Origin of the sequence: Chryseolinea serpens (assembly GCF_900129725.1) — a bacterium.
Lineage (GTDB): Bacteria > Bacteroidota > Bacteroidia > Cytophagales > Cyclobacteriaceae > Chryseolinea > Chryseolinea serpens.
Genome location: NZ_FQWQ01000003.1, coordinates 965,930 through 982,914, shown reverse-complemented (window position 1 = coordinate 982,914; position 16,985 = coordinate 965,930). Strand labels below are relative to the sequence as shown.

Annotated in this window: 12 protein-coding genes; all 12 read right to left on the bottom strand. The window is 55.4% G+C overall.

Annotated features, from left to right (window positions below; all coding sequences use genetic code 11):
- The 12 genes from BUB30_RS24005 to BUB30_RS35265 all read right to left on the bottom strand — a co-directional run bounded on the left by BUB30_RS24005 (position 1) and on the right by BUB30_RS35265 (position 16,979).
- The gene (locus tag BUB30_RS24005; protein ID WP_073139144.1) at positions 1-1,380 is read right to left on the bottom strand and encodes an eCIS core domain-containing protein; all 1,380 of its coding nucleotides are present in this window, start codon (positions 1,378-1,380) and stop codon (positions 1-3) included.
- 89 nt (positions 1,381-1,469) lie between these two features.
- On the bottom strand, positions 1,470-3,710 hold the full coding sequence (locus BUB30_RS24000; RefSeq protein WP_073139142.1) for a vWA domain-containing protein: 2,241 nt from the start codon (positions 3,708-3,710) through the stop codon (positions 1,470-1,472).
- A 60-nt stretch (positions 3,711-3,770) separates the two neighbouring features.
- Entirely contained in the window at positions 3,771-5,456 is a 1,686-nt protein-coding gene (locus BUB30_RS23995; protein WP_073139139.1) for a contractile injection system tape measure protein, read from the bottom strand.
- Between the two features lie 9 nt (positions 5,457-5,465).
- Complete coding sequence (locus tag BUB30_RS23990; RefSeq protein WP_073139136.1) at positions 5,466-8,747, bottom strand: hypothetical protein; 3,282 nt, start codon at positions 8,745-8,747, stop codon at positions 5,466-5,468.
- 11 nt (positions 8,748-8,758) lie between these two features.
- A complete protein-coding gene (locus BUB30_RS35270) occupies positions 8,759-8,920 on the bottom strand; it encodes a hypothetical protein (protein ID WP_178377181.1) in 162 nt (53 codons plus the stop codon).
- Positions 8,877-9,986: a tail fiber domain-containing protein gene (locus BUB30_RS23985; protein ID WP_073139133.1), complete on the bottom strand. Its 1,110-nt coding sequence runs from the start codon at positions 9,984-9,986 to the stop codon at positions 8,877-8,879. Before BUB30_RS23985 ends, BUB30_RS35270 begins: the two co-directional genes overlap by 44 nt.
- A gap of 35 nt (positions 9,987-10,021) precedes the next feature.
- Entirely contained in the window at positions 10,022-13,609 is a 3,588-nt protein-coding gene (locus BUB30_RS23980) for a baseplate J/gp47 family protein (RefSeq protein ID WP_073139130.1), read from the bottom strand.
- Between the two features lie 3 nt (positions 13,610-13,612).
- Positions 13,613-14,011 (bottom strand): GPW/gp25 family protein, encoded by a 399-nt coding sequence (locus BUB30_RS23975; protein WP_073139129.1) that lies wholly within the window; start codon positions 14,009-14,011, stop codon positions 13,613-13,615.
- A 4-nt stretch (positions 14,012-14,015) separates the two neighbouring features.
- On the bottom strand, positions 14,016-14,303 hold the full coding sequence (locus tag BUB30_RS23970; RefSeq protein WP_073139126.1) for a PAAR domain-containing protein: 288 nt from the start codon (positions 14,301-14,303) through the stop codon (positions 14,016-14,018).
- A 7-nt stretch (positions 14,304-14,310) separates the two neighbouring features.
- Complete coding sequence (vgrG, locus tag BUB30_RS23965) at positions 14,311-16,059, bottom strand: type VI secretion system tip protein VgrG (protein WP_073139124.1); 1,749 nt, start codon at positions 16,057-16,059, stop codon at positions 14,311-14,313.
- Positions 16,056-16,808, bottom strand: a complete 753-nt coding sequence (locus BUB30_RS23960; protein ID WP_073139121.1) for a CIS tube protein — start codon at positions 16,806-16,808, stop codon at positions 16,056-16,058. The genes vgrG and BUB30_RS23960 overlap by 4 nt, the downstream gene beginning before the upstream one ends.
- Positions 16,809-16,811: 3 nt before the next feature.
- A complete protein-coding gene (locus tag BUB30_RS35265) occupies positions 16,812-16,979 on the bottom strand; it encodes a DUF5908 family protein (RefSeq protein ID WP_178377180.1) in 168 nt (55 codons plus the stop codon).
- Between the last annotated feature and the right edge of the window lie 6 nt (positions 16,980-16,985).

Sequence of the window (16,985 nt, the reverse complement as noted above, 5' to 3'; positions counted from 1 at the left end):
CTAAGGGTTAGTTTTTGTTCCACCAAAACCGGCACCACCCGTTCCTCTATTACATCCTCCTCCCACTTGCACACCCGTTGTGGTGTTGCACGAGCAGCCTGTTCCACCCGGTCTTGGCGTGCCAGGGAAAGCGGGGTACGGAGTTCCTGGAGTTCCGGGCGAGAGTTTGATGAGGGGCGTAGGAATGCGGCCGGCCATCCGGCCAGGTTCCGACAAGGTGATATCCGCTGCCTGAACACCACTGCTATCGGCGTCGACGCTATAGTTGATCACCTGGAATCCTCCACCGAGATTGACGGTTCCTCCTCGTGATGAGCCCAGGCAGGGCACACTACCCACCGAAAGCTGCTGACTCACCGTGTCGCCAGGGTCACCGGGTACGCCCCCGGTCTGCGCGTCGTCGATGCTTAAGCGCAACGGTCCACTGGTATTGCCAGGGACGCCAGCTTCCGACAATGCCATACCAGCTTGCGTTGGTCCTGCTGTTGAACGACCGGGTGTGATCGTTCCCGTTGCAATGTGCGATGCCTGTCCTTCCTGTTGCCGGATGGCGGGGCCACCGCGGGGATTGGGGATCATGCGTCCCGTGAAACTCTTGCCTTGCAGCACGGCCGAGTAGTTTACCGATAAAGGCATGCTGCCGCCACCATTGCATCCACACTGGTCGAGCACCAGGCTCACCGTGATGCGGGCCGTTTCATAGGAACATTCTGCCCAGTCGTCGTTGCCCCGCGAGTAGACGGCCGTTGCCACCGGCATCGGACAGGATCGGGGGCTGCTTTGCTGTCGTTGAACTTTGGCGGGCGCCCCATGCCCCTGCTGCACAACGTGTGTCAGCTCGTGCGCTAAAAGTCGTTTGCCTTGTGGCGTGTGAGGTGCATATTGTCCCGCGTTGAAGACGATGTTGCTTCCGCTGGTGTAGGCCAAGGCGTGGATGGACTGTGCCGACTTCGCGGCCGTGGTGTCGGTGTGCACTTTCACCTGGCCGAAGTCATAACCAAAACGATTTTCCATAAAGGACCGCGTGTCCGGCGCCATGCGCGAACCGCCGCCACCGAGGGTCGCGGAAACCAGCGCGGGAGCTTCAGAAGATGCACCCTCCTTTTCACTTTCTTTTCGTTGCATACGCTCCTCCTCCTCGCACGCCGCGCATTTGGGTTGAAGGGTCACCGGCGAGATCTTCGTTTGTATGGCAGCATGACCGTCGTTGCGCATCACCTGGTCGGCCACGGCATCCGCTTCGCGTTCATACACATCGTCGGTCGGCCCGACGGTGAGCTGGGGCTGAAAAAACAAGGCATGGTTCGGCTCCCGTTTCAGAAAAAACGGATGGCTTTTCGCAGCACTTTCGGAGGGCGTTCGTTGCACTGTCGTTCTCATAAAAGGACATTTATGTTTTTAAATGACCAAAAACTCCTTTGTGTCGCCCACGGTTGTCGCGAGCGACGCAAAGGAGTTTACGCGCAGCATCAAGGATGCTTCTTCTTCCGGGCGAGGATGATGATCACGATGATGAGGATCAGGATCAACAACCAAAACCACCAATGCGTCCAGAAGGGCGGCTGATGACCGGTGACGATCTCTGAAATAACGCCGGTGTAAATCGTCTGTCCACCCAGGGATATCGTCCCGGTCTCATCCACGTTGCCCGCGAGGGTGATGACATACGTTCCCTCACCCTTGTCTACAACGTTATCGATATGCGCCGTTGGGGCGTCCACCGTAATGGCGTTTCCCCATCCCGGACCGATATATTTTCCGTTGGAAGCGATCGGGCGGAATGTGAAGGTGTTGACGGCGAACAAGGCGCCCGAGAGTTTCAGATCAATGTCGGGGAAGTAAACATAGGTGCTGCTCCGCTGATACCGCACGATCTTTCCCAGGGTTGGATCGTCGGGAGTTGTTGCCCGGAAGATGATGTGATATACACCCGAAACATCCGTGCCCGTGAATTGGCCGGTATACAAACTATCCGCGGCGCCGTAGGTGAGCGTGATGAATTGTTTTTTTGCCAGCAATTTATTCAGGAAGGTGGAGTCGTTCAGCAGGTCCTGATATTTCAGCGTGCCCGGGTTGGCCGGGTCGCCCGGCGAGTTCGCCTCGCCCTGTGAAGAAGTTCTCGCCAGCAAATCACCAAGGTCATCGCCAGGTTTGAAGACAAAGACCTCGATCTTTGCATTCTTTATTGTTTTGATCCCGTGCCGCAGTGTCGCCGTAAAATTAAAGGGCATTCCGACTTTCTGACGTTGATTGCCATAGCCAAAATCATACTTGGTGATGTGGTCGTCGACGAGCGCGGTGATCTCATAAGGAGCCGGGGTAAATCCGTTGGTCTTCACGATCCAGTTGCCTTCGGGCGTTACGGCCGGCATACCTTTCTGATCTAAATCCAAAAAATACGACACAAAGCCATCGCCCCTTCGCATCCGGCCATATTTGGGAACGAACTCTGTTCCATCTTTTTTTACCGACGAAATGGAGAGTGCGCGGCTACCGGAAACAACATTGAAGACGAGCTTCCGGATGTCTTTGTTCACCACAAACGTATCCACGCTTTGAAGACCCGCGGTGCCGTTGGGTGTTTCCAGGCGTTTTTGAAAGGTGTTCACGATCTGTGGACTGCCCTTCTTTAAGATGGACTCTAATACGTTGATAAAATTCGTACCGTAGTTGCCGCTCAGTGCGGTGCCATCTTCCGTGCTGATTTGTACGGCCGTGGGACCGCCACCTTCGAGGCTTTGCGCCATCGACGTCAGTATCGCCGGCAAGGAACCTGCCGCACCGATCCCGATGGGATAGATCCGGATCGGATCCGTGGAGAACCGCGTGACATCCGTGTACACATGGTTGTCGGGGTTTACGTTCACATAAGTCGTCGAAGGCACGTTTTGTTCTCCATCGGTAAAGGCAATGATGAACCGGTTCCGGTTGGGATCGAATGTCATTTTACTAAGCGCGTTTTGCAGACCCGCGCCAAAGGCAGTGGAGCCACCCGGGCTGACCGCCCCGGAAAAATTTCCCGTCACCGCAGCAACGCTTCCCTGCATGGGGATCAGGGGCGTAGCGAAACCACTCGGGGGTTGGACGGCAGCATTGTCAAAAAAGGTAAGGCCGATCTTGTCGTTGGTAAGCGCAAAGGGGTCCAGCGTATTCATAAACAAGCCAACGCCATCCGTCAGCGCCTTCCACCGGGTGACGGAACTGGCGCCGGAATTCCATCCCATGCTGCCCGATTTGTCCAACACCAAAACCAGGTCCACGGGCTTGCGCACGACATGGAAGGTATAGGTTCTGCTGCAATTCTTGGTGCCATTGTTGGCCGTCAGGGTAAACGTTACCGCAAGGCCTGCTGCACCCGGGTCGATGGTGCCGGCGGTTGTACTCAGTGTAGTCGTGAAGGGTGCGCCTCCGCTTACGGTAAAAACGATATTTGTCACAATAGGCCCACCGTTAAGGGTCACAGGACTCGGACAGGGCGACGAACAAAAAGTTCCTCCGGGAGAAATGGCAATGCTCGTTATCTCCATACTTATCGCGCCGGGTGCTTGAATGGCCGGTATAGTGATTGCCGCCCCTGCCACCTGATCAGGAAATGGGTAGTCATCGTTGGGGCAACTCGGATCGGAAAAGTCAATGTTGAACTGCGCCATCACGGTCAGATAGCTTCCCAGAAATGCCAGGAGCGCAAAAAGATATTTTTTGCTACTCAAGCTAAAATTTGAACATCGCGTTTGCATGTTGAAAGGGATTAGGGTTGTAAATCATATTCATCAATCCCAGGTCACGGACAATACACCCGTCATCCAGGGAAGTTTAATCATCGATATCGGCCAGGGCAACCGGCTCAGCAAAATGTCTTGTGCCTTGTGCTCCACCGTGAGCCGCCATTTTCCATCTTGATTTTCTAATTTTCCGCTCCGCCGCAGATAGGCTTCTCTCAAGCCGGCGGCGGACGTGTTGCGCAGTGCATTCCAATGTTTCACCACTTCCGTGAGCAACTCGTCGCAGGCGATGCGGTCGTCGTCGGTCAACAGATCCACCGGGTGCAGCGCGGTCTCCAATCGCATGCCGGCGAGGAGTTTGGGGAGGAGCAGTTGGTGCTCCGGTGCCTCAGCTTCGCCCGTGGCCAGGTAGTGCAGGGCGTAGACGGCCATGGTTTGTCCATAGTCGTCCGCAAATTTTTCTTTCTCCACCCATCCACGGCTCCGGAACAATTGGGGCAAAAACGGGTGAAGCAAGATCACACCCGCTTCGTTTATCCAGAGCGCGTCGGGTGATGCTTCAGAGGGTTTTGTTTTACTCGGAATCTCCTGCTTTGTGCGCGAAAGCAAAACCTTACGGATCTCATCTGCCGTGTCGTCGAGAGAAGGGCTCTCCTCTGACCTCTGATTCTTAATTTGCTCAGGTGTATGAATTCCGCTTTCTATCCCTGCGGAAGGATTTTCGTTTGACGATGATGTCCGTTCCAATTCTGCCCGCCACGAAACAGGAACTTGTTCCACTGCAAGAACGCCCTGCAGCTCCGTCAATGCTTTATCCTGGAATAACTTTCGAATCAGGAAGAAGCATTCCTTATGATCCTTCAACACGCCTTCCAAACTTGGAGCGGCCGACGCATTCCACGCATGTGCCATCCACGCCAACCAATACCGGTGGCGCAAGACAGCCATTTTTACTACAAGGCCCGACGGTGGCATCTCAAAAGATGATGCCGGTCCGCCAGCTTGCGGCGAACGTGTTTGCTCTTTCTTTAAATTTTCGATGACGCGTTTCAACCACAGCCAGGTATCGATGATCTCCACCTGCCTGGTCGTACGCCAAAGAAGGCGGTCGATGAAGGCATCGGAGAATTGCGTGATCAATCGCGATCGCGATGCTTCGTCTGCGGTGGTGAAAAAATCCTTTAGGTCCTTCACCTCTGCTGAGGTCAATTCTACCAACCACGATTCGTCCCAACCGGTCAGTCCCGAACCCCACCAGGGTAAGTAGCCCTTTCGCAGGAAAAACAGTAGCGACTCAAGCCGGGCCTTTGGCGCGGGGTACAGGCGATGATGGGGTTCGTCTGCTTGTGTTTGATTTTCATTTGATGTCTTTGCTTGCTGCGGGTCATGATCAAAGGCGTGTTGTGAATCCTCTCTCCTTTCCGCATCCCGCGATGTAACGGATGCGCGATCAGATCGATGCGCTTCCAAGGCTTCGCGAAATGCCGCATGAAACCTTCCCGGCAATTCAGGATGCAGCATGGACGGGGTGAAACTTCCCAGGTCCAACTCCATTTTTTCGATGATGAGGTGATCGTGTGTGTCAAATTCCGACAGGCTGCGCTCGAGTTGGTCGGAGATCATTTTCACAAACTCCTGGTGTCCATCGGCACTCCACGCCAGGACTGCGCCAATGTCGGGCAGGGTGATGTCCACCACTTGCTTTTGGATGATATGGAGTGATCTCGTTGCCATGGGTATCGGTCAGGTCAGCGCATAAAGTTTGTTCAGCATGTCGACAAGGTTGTTGCGCAAGGGGCCGATCACGGCTTCCGATACTTCGTCGGCGAAATAGGCCGCGAGCCAATCGCGATAGCGGGTTTCGAAATTTTCAAAACAGGGATCAACCGGTAGAAAACCTTCCCGGCGATCCACCCAAAGTACCACCGGCAGGATGTGTCCGGGGCAAGCTTTGCGAATGGTGCGCTCGGCATATTCGCGGAACTCGAGATCTCGAAAACGATCGGGCTGACATTCTTCCCGGATCAATCCCTTGCGCACATATCCGGAAGGAAACACAAACGTGATTTGAAACGAGTACGTATCCTTGCGGGGAACGACAATCGGTTGACAGGGATTGGAGGAATCCTCGATCGCCAGCAGCGGGTCGGTGGTCGCCACAGGATAGAGCAAAATGTGCTCGACCATATAAAATCCTTCGAGGCTAAAGTAGCGATACAACAGCTGCCGGATCAATCCTGCAGCGGCTGCAGCGCCCGGCGTGACAAATGTTCCCGGCGAGCGCGCGAGAATAACACCGGTCGCGTCCTCCAGCCTGATCTCGAAAGGGCCGGCTGCGGGCAAGTTGGTCTCATAGTTCTCTGCCGCCAATCCATTTCGAATAGCCACATCGATGGCTACCCGGGTTGCTGCAACATCGGGAAAGTTGGTTTCGCTCTCCAAAAGGATCGGGCTGAGCGGATCGGGCGTTTGCCGCAACCGGAATCGCTTAAAAAGTCCATCGTTATAGATCTCGAAATAGTCGGTGACCGGTGTTACCAATTGGCGACGATCGCCGATCGTAGCGATCTCGAGCAGATGATAAAGTCGCGCCTCCAATGGCGCAAGGTCGTGACGCACCCACGTCTGCACGACACGCTGCAAGATCACGGGTATGCCATTGTTGGCATCCAGCAAGGTCGGAAAGAGCTGAACACTTCTTGCCACCACGTCTGTACCCGAAGATAGTCGCACGCGAAATCCTCCAACTACCGCCACAACGCTGTAGTTACTGGTCACGGTGGATAGCGACATCACCTCCTCTGCTTTCAGTTGCGCTGCGGTGGCCGTAGATTCGGGTGTGTCCTGCTGCCATAGGGCGGCTCCTGTATAGTCCAGGATTTGCCACGCCCACTCAACACCGGGCGTGACTTCGGTGACCCGGATCAATGTTTTCTTTCGCCACGCGGGAAGCCCAAAACTTTGCAAGCGCCCCTGGTGCAGGTCGGGCAGGTCATAATAAAACGCTGCTTTTTCCTGGAGCAACCGGCGCGCGGTGCTGCGACGCCGTTGTTCTTGTACTTCCGTGGAAGCGGCAGGTGTCGCGTAAATTTGGCGATAGGCCATCGCCATAAAATCTTCCAGGCTTTCGCCATGCCGCGACAACAAATGGTCGAGCATGCGATGCCTCCTGTCGAGAAACTGATCTTCTGTTTCCAGCGCAGTGTTCAATGTTTGCCGGTAGGCGTTGTCCGGGTCGGCCTGAAAATCTTCCCAGGCTTCTGCTGCCGGATCAAAATCGGCGAACAGGTCAGCTACCCGCGGCAGGTGATACAGCGGCTGTTGATATAGGGTGGTCTCCACATCGGGCCTTGCCGAAAAAAAGGAATTGACGTTGGCCAGTTGCGCATAGTGGCCGGCCAGCATTTGTTCAAATAAGAAGAGGTAGCCCTTCAGTTGCTTTGCCTGTGCTTTTCGTTCGTCGGTGGCGGTGCCGGGAAGTCCGTCTATTCCCACACCATAAGTAAGGGGCAGTGCGTTCTGCACGGGATAGTAATCCAACGGAAAACGCGTGCCTTCCGGCAAGGGCAGGTCGGGCGTGTCGGCCCCGAGGGCCACGGCGGCCAGGGATTTCTTTTCCTCGAAGAGCGCGATGGCCATACTCATATCATAGGCCACTTCCACCGTGTTGCGGATGAACACAATTTTACATTTGCCCGGACTCAGCCTCGGAATGTGCCGGATGCTGTCGAGCAATTGCAAACAATCCCGGGCGCCCGTGGTGATGCTGCGATTGTCGATGTACAGCGAAAGCGTGAGGTTGCGCACGGCAACGATCAAACGGTTGGTCAGGTTTTCGCGCGTCTGTATGTCGCCACCGTCGGGTTTGCGCAGTTGAAGAATGAGGCGGATGATATCGGATGTAAAAACTTTGTTCAGCGGAAGATTGGTATCGAGCGACTCGTCGACGATAAAGCCGTAGTGCGTTGGGGGACCTTCAAAAATTTGTTCGGTCAGGGTTCCTTTGTCCTGGAGCGCGGCGAGGGTGGAGACGACGATCTCGGGGGAAAGGTGTTTGTCGATCACAAAGAAAATATCGGCCAGCAGGCTTTCCACATGGATGTCGGGGGCCACTTCAATGTTTGCCGAGATGGCCACTTCCTGGAGGCGAACGGCGTTGTATTCCGCCAGGTTCTCGCACAGGTTGCGATAGCTCTTGCCATAGCGGCGCACCACGCGGCTGGTCTCGAACGCTTCGGTTACACGCCGGTTGTATTGTTTCAAGAGACTGGTGGGCCCGATCAGTTGGATCAGGTTGGCCGCTTGCTGCAAGATCAGCGGCAGGTTCACCGAAGGATTGTCTACCGGACTAGTGACCTGCAGGACCACCCACATTTCAACGCTGGAAGCAGGCCCGACCGGCGGGATGTAGTCGATCTTGATCTGCGTAAAATAAGCATCACTTCCTTCCACCGGCTGCCAGGGGGTGATGGGATTATCGAACGTCACCGCCACCAGCGTCACATCCTCTTGCAGGGGTTTTGCTTCGGGATCGTCCCAATACGGAAATGCAAATTCAACAAGGTAGGTCGCCGGCCCCACCATCACCGACCCTCCCAACACGTTTGAGTTCAGTTCTGTTTTTTCAAACTCCAGCAAGATGTTCATCCTGCCGAGGGGCTCGCCATACAAGGTGAATGCCCATGCCCTTCGCACCAGCGGATGGTCGATGAAGATCTTTTGAAAGTCGCGCAACGACACCGGTGCGGAGTGCAGTACCCTGGCCGTGGTAAAGAATTCCTGTGGCGCCAGTTGCTCGCCGCTGGTCAGCAGGTCGGGCATATCCAACGCCCCGAGAAAGCCGGCTTCCGTGAGTGCGTAGCAGAGCGCCTCGTGCAAGGTGATGCCGGGGTCGTGCAGGTTGTGATCGGTCCAGGTCTGTGGGGCCAGGCGCCGGATCACAACCAGCCCTTCTTCGCGGACAAACGCAAAGTTCTGGCTGTTCTGCTTCAGGTTGCTCAGGCTGATGGTAGCTAACTCGTCCATGGTTCGTTACTTTACACGGCGTCGATGGGTTGGGTCTGTACTTCGGCTTGTTTGCAGATCTTATCTACCGTGCCGACCACTTGCACATAAGGCAGTTGGCCCAGTGCTGTGAGCACGAGGTTGATCTCTTCAACCGTGAGCTCGAGGTGTATTTTTGGTTTTTCGTTTTTCATCGCTTCCTGGTTTTTCAAGTTTTTCGATTCGGGCATTGAGTTCTTTTATGGCATTGATCAACAGAAACACGATCGGTCCCTGGTCGTAGGTGAGGATCTCGGTTTCCTTGGCATCATTTTTCTCCAGCTTCATGGAGCGCGTCACGATCAGTTCGGGCAGGACCTTCTGAAGATCCTGGGCTACGAAGCCCATGTAGTCGCGACCATCATCTGGTGTCTCGGCTTTGCCGTTGAACTTGAAGGTGACCGGTTCGAGGGCCACAAGTTTTTGCAAGCCGTCCTTGTAGGGCCGGATGTCTTTTTTCACACGACGGTCGCAGGCGATCGGCAAAAATGATCCGCCCCCGGTTTTAAAGGCCTGCCCCACGACGGTCAGATTTCCCGATACGGAAAGATCTTTCGGACTAAAGATGGTACCGATGCTCACATTGGTGGTCGGCACCATTTCTATTCCGCCCGTTCCCGTGATGCGGAAGAGCGTGGCCCCGTTTTGCGCAAGCCCCAACTCGGTGCTTTGTGCGGCGTTGAGTTTTGTGTTGCCCTGGTTGTCCTGAAACAACGCATAGGCTGTATTACTTCCTCCGAGCGCGATGTGGCTGATGTAAGCACCCGGCGTGATGGAAGGCCCTGCATGGATGGCCAGGTTCCCAAACTTCACCCGTTGATCGGGGCCGCTGTTGTTTGTCAGCAGCACCTCCAGCCGATGTGTGGGCGCCACGGCAAACGTTCCGATGCCGACGTTCCCCCCGGCAAACGCGACGCTCGGGCCAGCGCCCACGGGGGTGAAGGCACCACCGGCGCCGGTGCTGACGCTTTTAAAAGATGTTCCGTCGTGAACCTGAAGTTGCCCGCCTTTAAAACGGATCGTACCGGCCTGGGAATTGTCGTCGGTATCTTTCAGCGCAAGGCCTTTGGCTACTTCCAGGTTGCCTTTTGAATCGACGGATACCCCATCATCGGTCTTGTGCAGGAAGGAAAGCCAGGCGCTGCCAAAGTCATCGCCACTGGGACGCTCGCCATTCCGGAATTCCTGGTTTAGCTGGAGTCTGCTGAGTTGTTGTATCATAATTGTTGACCATTAAAGTTGTTGATAAATCATTTTTACGATATGGGGATAAAATCCAATCCCACGATCATCTGTCCGATGCCGATCGTAGACACCCCCTGACACTGGAAGCTGGTTGCGTCCCACACCTCAATGCGGTGTACCGGGTTGGAAACCAAAATGGCATCCGGCCGCGTAGCGACCGCTACTTCCACGGGGTCGCCGATCACAAAATCAACACCAATGGTGGCACCGGCGATCGTGCCGTCGGCACTGCCAATGGTGGCCACCGGCTCGTCGCCGACAATGAAATCGAGCCCGATGGTCATACACGAAATGCCGCTGGGAAGTCCATCGCCTTCATAGCGATGATAGAGCTGAAAGTCCACGACGTAATCCACATACGGCCGGCCTTCGATGAAGGCGAGGATCTCCGATTTGTAGACCTTGCCACCAAAAACAATGTCGCGTCCTTCTTCATAGGCCCACGGGCTGAGAAAGCGACGAATATCTTCCTGCAATTGCGCAGCATAAAATCCCGGGTCGAAGCCGGCGTGAAAGGCCACCTTGCAGTCCACCAGCAGCGTCTCATATTCCGGGTTGGCCGCATGGGGCACGACGGAACTGCTGAGGTATTTTTCGGTGAGAAACGTCTCGATCGTGCGGAGGAAAGCCATACTGCTGCGCGGCTGCAACGGGTCACTGCCTTGTCGGAAACGCAGATCGGGTACGATCACCAGTTTGATATGACCCGGCGTAATTGTATTGTCCTGATCAGTGTGTGGCAAGCATTTTATCTTGAACACTTCCGGAAAAGCTTCCATCACCAGCCGTTCATAATCCCAGGTCACTACGCCCCTATTTCTATGACGCAAGCGTTCGCTGCTGCGTTTGAAAAAATCGGCGTCACGTTCCGATGGGCGACCGTTGAAAGAAGGATATTTCTGAAGCACGGATTTGATCGCCGGCACTTTATGCACCAGGCGACTGATCGTGGCCGCGTCGATGGTCTGCACATCGGTCGTGTTCGATGCGCGTGTTGCCCGCGCGGCCTGCGCGACAATTTCCTGGACGGAAGCTGCACCGTCGGCGCGTTGATCGGCCGTGGCCCTGATCCACTGCTGGTCGGCCGGCAGCAGACCTTCGCCTGCACTGGCGCTTCCTATGGTGAGCCCGATGATGCCCGGGACCTGAAAAATTTCCGTGGCCTCTTCCACGACGGCTTCCGAGGGCAAGGCCTGCCAATGATTTCCCGAAACATAACTCCAGCTGACGTCTGTTTTTTCCAACAACGCTGCGCCCGGAACATCGCCCTTCTGCATTTGAAAAAGAAAGGAGAACGCTTGCGGGAAGCTGGCATTTTTCAACCCGATGTAGAGCGCACCCTGCTTGGGAAACTCCGGCACCAGGCGCGCCGGGTCAGTCGATCGCGCTTCGGCGTTGCCGAAAATATCCAACACAAAAAACTGATCGATGCCATTGGGCGTTGCCCATGAACAAGTCTCTTTCGCGGTATAATCCAGGGTGACCGATTTCAACGTCGGCGTGTAGGGTTGATTCGGCAACACTGTGTTGGGAACACTTTTGGCCAGGTCGACTGACTTATGCGCATAGATCGACGGGAAAGATTTGTGACCGAACGCTTCAAAGGGCGCATACGATGGCAGGTTCACCAGGTCTGCCGTGGTGGGCCCATCCAAAACTAATTTGATGAATCCCTGTTTGGTCGATGGCGTGAACGATGGCAACGCACCCAGATCCGGATTTCGCTCGAAGCCTGAACTTTGCAAGGCCGGCACGAGGTTGGCGCTGCTCAGCACGGTGCTCTTCACATTGGCTGTGGCGGTTCCATCGAATAAGAAATTCCGCGCAAAGGACAGGTACGTCCAATTTCTTCCTGCGAGCACATACATATCAGCAATGAATACATCATAGCCAATCGACGGGTTGTCGTATCCTTTGTAATAGTCATTAAAGTTTTCCGGCGGATCCTTCCACTCCAGCGAAAGGGTGAGCGATTGAACGCTTTTAGAAAAGATTTCCGCGCTGCCGATATAAAAGTTGTTTTGAATGCTGGGCTGCGACCCGAAAGGCAAAGCGGGTTTGCCGGTAGACTGCACGTTCTCATCGTTTTGCAAAACAAGATTGCGCACACCCTTGGCGTCCACCACCAGGTCCATGCTCGTGACCACATAAATACCCAACGCCTCCAACTGGTAGGCATACGGCAACACAACACAGCGCAGCACCGGCCATGGCGTTTTGAATCCGGCACCATGGAGCGCCTCGCTATAGGCTACCACCGCCACTTCCTTTGCTGGCAGGCTACACGTGATCACCAATTGCGGCGGCAATCCGCTTGCCGCTGGTTTATAATCTACGGTATGGATCAACGGCGTCACCCAACCCTTCTCGCCCGTCAGCGTAATTTCAAACGCATAGCTTAGCCCCAGGGGATCCGTTGCGGGAGTAGAAGCCTGCAAATTTAAAGTGACGGTGATCGTCCGTTCTCCTTCGGCGAGCAACAGCGCTGGCGAAGCAATCCCAAAGCCAAGTTTTGCTTCGGTCATGGTCCGCGACTCCGGCGAGCGTTTCAACTGGCTGCTGCCAAACGGCCGCCAGCCCGTGGCGGTATCGTTCACCACCAGCGTGGCATCCTCTGCCTTGAAGATGATGGCCTTCCCGGCCGAGTTCACATCGGTATACGACGACTTCAGCGATTGCACCGTGCCCGCGTGAACTACCATCTCGTGGTCGAGGCTGTATTGCCGGGGTGTCTTGCCATCGGCAGATTTTCCAGCGTCAAGCAACGTGCCCGACGGCAAGCGCCAGGCCGTGGCATTTTTGGCCAACTCGAACACTACGTGCACCTGATCCGGCTGCGCCGCTTTTCGTTGCAGCCGCAGCACGTCCTCATAGTAATATCGCAGGTGGCGTCCGGTCGTCTCGTTCAAATCGCGCTGGGCAATGGCGTGGACTTGAAGGAACGCCATGAACAAGGCCAGGTGTGGAGACCAGTCGCTTCGCGAGAGGCCTCTTCTCAAATAAGTGATATCCGAAGCGCCAACCGATGGCTTCGCTACTTCCTGGGTGAAAAATCTGCGGGCGTGCTGGTCGCCCTCCATCACTTCCACAATTTGGCGATCGAGGAATGCCGTTTGATCCGCACCATCCGATCTTCTCAGTTGCGCAGGCGTTGTGCCGGTTCCTTGTGTGACTGTGTACACACCATTTTGAAATGCCATGGACTGTTTCCACACCAGCAACCGGTCGCCATTCAGCAAGGCAACACCATCCTGTGGCGGCAATGCGCCGTTGGCCAGCAGGGTGATCGTGGCGCCCAGGCCATCCGTGCCGTTGGAGTACAGCAGCGGCGGCAACGATCCAACCGTAGCGGCCCGCACCACGATGGAGCTGCCGGCATCCGGGAATTCGAAGAAGGGGCGCCAGTTTCCCTTTGCCTGGTCGTTCAGATCATAGTATCGGATCTGCTCCGACAATTTTACCGCAAAATCGATCAGGTCACTCTTCCGACGCTCATCCATGCGCACGAAATACGGATCGAGCGCTGCCAGGCTGCGCTGCAGTTGGTTTACGCCGTCGGTGCTGCGCAAGTATTGGTAGATGTGCGTGAGGTCTGTCATGGGTTAAACTTCCGTCAGGTAAAAAGGATAAACCAGGTTGCCGCGCGTGTTGGTGGCGCGCACGATGTAGCGCACGTCGATGATGATCAGACCACCGGTCTCGTCCGGCGTCAGTGCTATCCCTTCCAGGTCGACGCGCGGCTCATAGAAGAGTATGGCCTTTTCGATCCGGTTTTTCATTTCGGTCTGGAGGGTCACGTCCAGGTTCTCGAACACCATGTCGCTGAGGTTGCAACCAAACTTCGGTTGCATGATGCGTTCCCCCAGCGCGGTCGCCAGCAAGATCTGGAGGCTGCTGTCGATGTCATCTTCTCCCGACAGCATCGCCACCTGCGCGCTCGTGTTGTCGAACGTGGGGGGAAAGCTCCAGCCTGTGCCTAAGAAAGAATGATCTTCGTTCATATTGCTATCCGATTAAAACCGTAAAACATCCCACCACAATGGTTCCGCCGTGGGCCATCGTGTCGCCCATGCGTGCGGCAAACTTTCCACCGATCTGCACCGTGGTGGAGCCGGCTGCGATCGTATCGGGCGGGCCGGTGCAGACGGCCATGTCGCCCACGCAAGCAGCGGGCATGCCGCCAATCAACACCGTGGCACAACCCGGACCTGAAATGGGACCACCCACATGGGGCACGGGGCCTGTAGTCATCGGGCAAACATGCATGTCGGCTATACGCGCTGCTGGAGGCATGATCGTTTTAGTTTATTTGTACCAGTGAACCTTTCAATTTTGCCACCGCGCTGCTGGTGAGTTCCAGACCGGAGCTGCCGTCCGCCTTGAAACTCATCTGGGCGGTGTGGGTGATGTTCTTGCCTTGGATCTCGATGTCGTCGTCGGTCTTGAGGGTGATCTTCTTCTTGCTTTCGATGGTGATGCCATCGGCGTTGAGAACGATCTTGTTGCCATTGCCATCCTCCAGTTTGATCACCCCGGCGTCTTCATCCAACAGGAAACTCCGGTCGGCCGACGATTCGATCTTGATGGATTTCTTATCATCATTAAAAATCAATTTCATACCACTTCGCGACACGTATCCTTTCTCGTGATTCTCGTCGGTGGCGGTGAGCGGCGCAGGTTTCTTACTGCTGTTCAATGCACCCAACACGATCGCATGGCGCGGGTCCTCGTTCAGAAAGCCGACGACCACTTCATCGCCGATCTCGGGCCGAAAAAAACTTCCCCGCGTATCGCCCGCATCCATACACGCCACCCGCGACCAAATGCCGGTGTCATCGCTGTCGATGATGGGCAACTTCACCAGGATGCGATCTTCGCCCGCGGGGTCCTCTTTCAATTGCGACACAACGCCGATCTGCAACCCTTGTATGGCCGGCAACATGCCTGAGGCAGGCAGCTGATTTACCGGGTAGGTTTGTGTGAACCATTCGGGCGAGAGCCCAAACTGGATATCGGTCTTCCAGGTGCCGCTGCCAATTTCATGACGAACACCGGAGACATATACTTTTCCATTCATGCGATCGCCCAACCCGTCGAGGTTAATGAGATCGCCCGGCTTCACCTCGCCAAATCCGCGGATGCCCACGCGTCCCCGGATCTTCGACAACTGTGACTTCACCCACTGGGCATCGGCCCAGGCCTGTGATTCTTCCTGCGACAAAATCCCCGTGCTGCGCAAATCCAGGTGCTCCAACCCGATGACCGACGCGAGATCAGAAGGCGCGAGGTTTCCATTGCCGGCGAAGGCCGGGTCGGTCCCATCGGTCTCCACGATGGCCTGCGTGGCGGGATCCCAGGCAAAGGCTTTCACCGCCTGGTATTGATCGCGCGCATCCATGGTGGCATCAAAGTCGAGGATGGTGCCGCCGTAGAGTAAATCTAAAACCGGATCGCCGTCGAGGACGGGCGCTTTCACGGTGATCGTGCCATCGTCGACCAGGCAAACTTTTCCATTGGCCTCGGCGCGCGCGACCATGAAATCCCAATCGGTCGCACTGAATTGCACGAGGTCCTTGTGTTGCACGGTGGTGGCTTCAACATCCTTGTCGAGGCCGTAGGCGTCGATGATGTCTTCGATGGCTTCGCTGTCTTTTTTATCGACAAAATATTTATGCTTCGCTCCGACGGTGAGCTTCACTGCCAAGTTTTTACACTCCAGCGTGAGCATGGTGCTACCGTTGCCTTTGATCTTTATGCCATGCTGAATGATGATCCCTTTAAAAATGGTCGACTCGTCGGATTGATAGCCGGCGAGTATCTCGATTTCCTTTCCCGGAATGAACAGCTCGGTGTTGCTACCTTCGAAGGTCGCTCTCGCAGCACTTCCATCCTGGATCACCACCATGGCCGAGGGGACTTTGTTGATCTCCTTGTTGACCACGATCGACAAAATGCCATACGTCCGCGGCAAGGCCTCGCCATCCATTTTGATGGTGAAGGTGACCAGGTTGGCTGGCCGGCGTGTTGGCAAAACCCTGCTGGCGTTCATTTCAGACTTTTGTTGATGGGTGGAAATTTGATCTTCATGCCCTGTTGCAGGTTCCGGAAGTTGGAGAGCTTGTTCACACGGGCAACTTCCAGGTAGTAGGCAGAGTCGCCGTAGATCCTATAGGCCATCAGCGGCAATGTGTCGCCTTGTTTCACCACGCGAACGTGCGTGAGATCGGGCGAATTACTTTTTTCTTTCGCCACCCGCAGATCGTCTTCGATCGTTCCGGAAAACGCTGCCGTGGCCACCATCCGGATGGGCGTGCCATCGGGTTGAAAAAGTTTATAGTTGAATTGGAGGCTCGTGAGCACACCTTCAAAAAACAAGGTGCCCCACAGCAACTGCAAGCGGCGGGGCTCGTGCGCCGTGCTGTTGTAGTCGTAGACCACGCGCTTGAATTTCTCCACCTCTTTGATGAGGTCATACTTCTCTCCACCGGCCAACGCGCCGGCTATTGCCCCGGCGATCGGAATGCCACTCAAAGCCCCGGCAATGCCGCCAAGTGGTTTGGGGATGACACCCGTGCTATCAAAAATAAAATCGAACTGGAGCGTCGGCGGCGGCGTGTAGTTATACTGCTGATCTTTGCCCGTGGCACCCGCCGCGGGTGGCGTGGGGTTGTATTCCACCCGGTGCCGCACCGTGTAAGTTTCCGGGTTCACCAGCGCATCGTACATCAGGTCCGGATTGGTGGTGGCCACACCGTTCTCGATGGCTTTGATCTTCAGTTTTTTTAACTCGCCAGGCATACGCTATCGTTCTTTTTTCTCTTTGATGATCTTCACAACTTGCTCCACGCATTCCGCCACGATGGCGTCCACATTCGTGGGAGAGACCGATGAAGCGGTCGGAGCACTCTCATTTGGCGAATCGCCCTGCACGAGCACTTTAATGTGGAGTTCCCTGATCTCAACGGGCATGGTTCA

What these genes read in the sequence shown, in the direction of transcription:
- BUB30_RS24005 (WP_073139144.1), bottom strand. Translation starts at nt 1,380, where the DNA reads ATGAGAACGACAGTGCAACGAACGCCCTCCGAAAGTGCTGCGAAAAGC.
- BUB30_RS23995 (WP_073139139.1), bottom strand. Translation starts at nt 5,456, where the DNA reads ATGGCAACGAGATCACTCCATATCATCCAAAAGCAAGTGGTGGACATC.
- BUB30_RS23990 (WP_073139136.1), bottom strand. Translation starts at nt 8,747, where the DNA reads ATGGACGAGTTAGCTACCATCAGCCTGAGCAACCTGAAGCAGAACAGC.
- BUB30_RS35270 (WP_178377181.1), bottom strand. Translation starts at nt 8,920, where the DNA reads ATGAAAAACGAAAAACCAAAAATACACCTCGAGCTCACGGTTGAAGAG.
- BUB30_RS23985 (WP_073139133.1), bottom strand. Translation starts at nt 9,986, where the DNA reads ATGATACAACAACTCAGCAGACTCCAGCTAAACCAGGAATTCCGGAAT.
- BUB30_RS23980 (WP_073139130.1), bottom strand. Translation starts at nt 13,609, where the DNA reads ATGACAGACCTCACGCACATCTACCAATACTTGCGCAGCACCGACGGC.
- BUB30_RS23975 (WP_073139129.1), bottom strand. Translation starts at nt 14,011, where the DNA reads ATGAACGAAGATCATTCTTTCTTAGGCACAGGCTGGAGCTTTCCCCCC.
- BUB30_RS23970 (WP_073139126.1), bottom strand. Translation starts at nt 14,303, where the DNA reads ATGCCTCCAGCAGCGCGTATAGCCGACATGCATGTTTGCCCGATGACT.
- vgrG (WP_073139124.1), bottom strand. Translation starts at nt 16,059, where the DNA reads ATGAACGCCAGCAGGGTTTTGCCAACACGCCGGCCAGCCAACCTGGTC.
- BUB30_RS23960 (WP_073139121.1), bottom strand. Translation starts at nt 16,808, where the DNA reads ATGCCTGGCGAGTTAAAAAAACTGAAGATCAAAGCCATCGAGAACGGT.
- BUB30_RS35265 (WP_178377180.1), bottom strand. Translation starts at nt 16,979, where the DNA reads ATGCCCGTTGAGATCAGGGAACTCCACATTAAAGTGCTCGTGCAGGGC.